This is a genomic window from Nodularia sp. UHCC 0506 (genome assembly GCF_034931045.1).
In the GTDB taxonomy this organism is placed as follows: Bacteria; Cyanobacteriota; Cyanobacteriia; order Cyanobacteriales; family Nostocaceae; genus Nodularia.
On record NZ_JAYGHH010000019.1, the window covers coordinates 1 to 1194 of the forward strand.

Below are 1194 nucleotides of genomic sequence, written 5' to 3' on the forward strand. Positions count from 1 at the left end.
AGATTTCTTCAGCCAGCCCTAATTACAGATTAGTTGAAATTGCTTGTACCGGGCAGGTAGGGATACACTGTTCACAGACGATACAGCGCGATCGCGTGAATGTCAACTTGTATGTTTCTGGGTTTAAACTGAGGGCTTCTGTTGGGCAAACTCCAGTACACAAGCCACAATGAACACAGATATCCTCATCAATGACAATTTCACCCAAGTTATGGGAAACACTGATATGACGCGATCGCATCCACTCAATAGCTTCATCTAAGCGATCAATATCACCAGATAATTCTACCACCAGTTTCCCAATTTGGTTTGGTGCAACTTGGGCGCGGATAATATTTGCAGCTACGTTAAATTCCTTTGCCAATAGGTAAGTAATTGGCATTTGAATCGCGCGTTTGGGAAAAGTGAGGGTAACTCGTTTTTTCACAGCTTTAGCAGAGAGTGGTTCTGTTCTAGCTTAGTGCGAACCGCATTCACGTTATTGTCTTCCCTTGGGAGAAAGTCGCAGAGAAGGAAAGCGTTACACTAAAATAATGAAAGTGCTTAATAAGTTTTAATAAATTTCCTATGAGTACAGAATCCTCTATTAATTCTGCCCCTAAACCTGAAACCACAACTGGGGCGCGGGTGAGAAACTTCTTAATCGCCATAGTTGCGATCGCTCTCAGCGTTGCTTTAGTTTTAGGATTGAAAACAGAGACAACTTCCACCTCTTTAGCCAGCTTAGATCAAGCATCCACACCTTTAGAAATAGCCATTAGCAATGGTAAACCCTCAATAGTTGAGTTTTACGCTAATTGGTGTACTGTCTGTCAAAAAATGGCTCCTGATATCGCCGAACTCAAACAGCAATATACTGAGAAGGTGAATTTTGTCATGTTGAATGTAGACAACACCAAATGGCTACCAGAGATGCTGAAATATCGGGTAGATGGAATTCCCCATTTTGTATTTTTAGCTGAAGATGGCGAAACCGTCGCCCAAACCATCGGAGATCAACCTCATACAGTCATGGCTAGTAACTTAGACGCTTTGGTTGCTGGTTCATCTTTGCCTTATGCTCAAACTAGCGGTCAAGTTTCCCAATTTCACGCCCCTGTTACACCCACCAACAATCAAGACGATCCCCGCAGTCATGGTAGCCAAGTAGTTAATTAGTTGTAATTCGTAATTCGTAATTCGTAGTTCGTAATT

2 protein-coding genes are annotated in these 1194 nt (G+C 42.3%); one reads left to right on the plus strand and one right to left on the minus strand.

The features are described 5' to 3' along the window. Nucleotides 1–22: 22 nt before the first annotated feature. On the minus strand, nt 23–427 hold the full coding sequence (locus VB654_RS12755) for an NIL domain-containing protein (protein WP_323214142.1): 405 nt from the start codon (nt 425–427) through the stop codon (nt 23–25). A 140-nt stretch (nt 428–567) separates the two neighbouring features. On the opposite strand from VB654_RS12755, the gene VB654_RS12760 reads away from it, so the two are divergent. Then, a complete protein-coding gene (locus VB654_RS12760; protein ID WP_323214143.1) occupies nt 568–1158 on the plus strand; it encodes a thioredoxin family protein in 591 nt (196 codons plus the stop codon). Nucleotides 1159–1194: the final 36 nt, after the last annotated feature.

What these genes read in the sequence shown, in the direction of transcription:
- VB654_RS12760 (WP_323214143.1), top strand. Translation starts at nt 568, where the DNA reads ATGAGTACAGAATCCTCTATTAATTCTGCCCCTAAACCTGAAACCACA.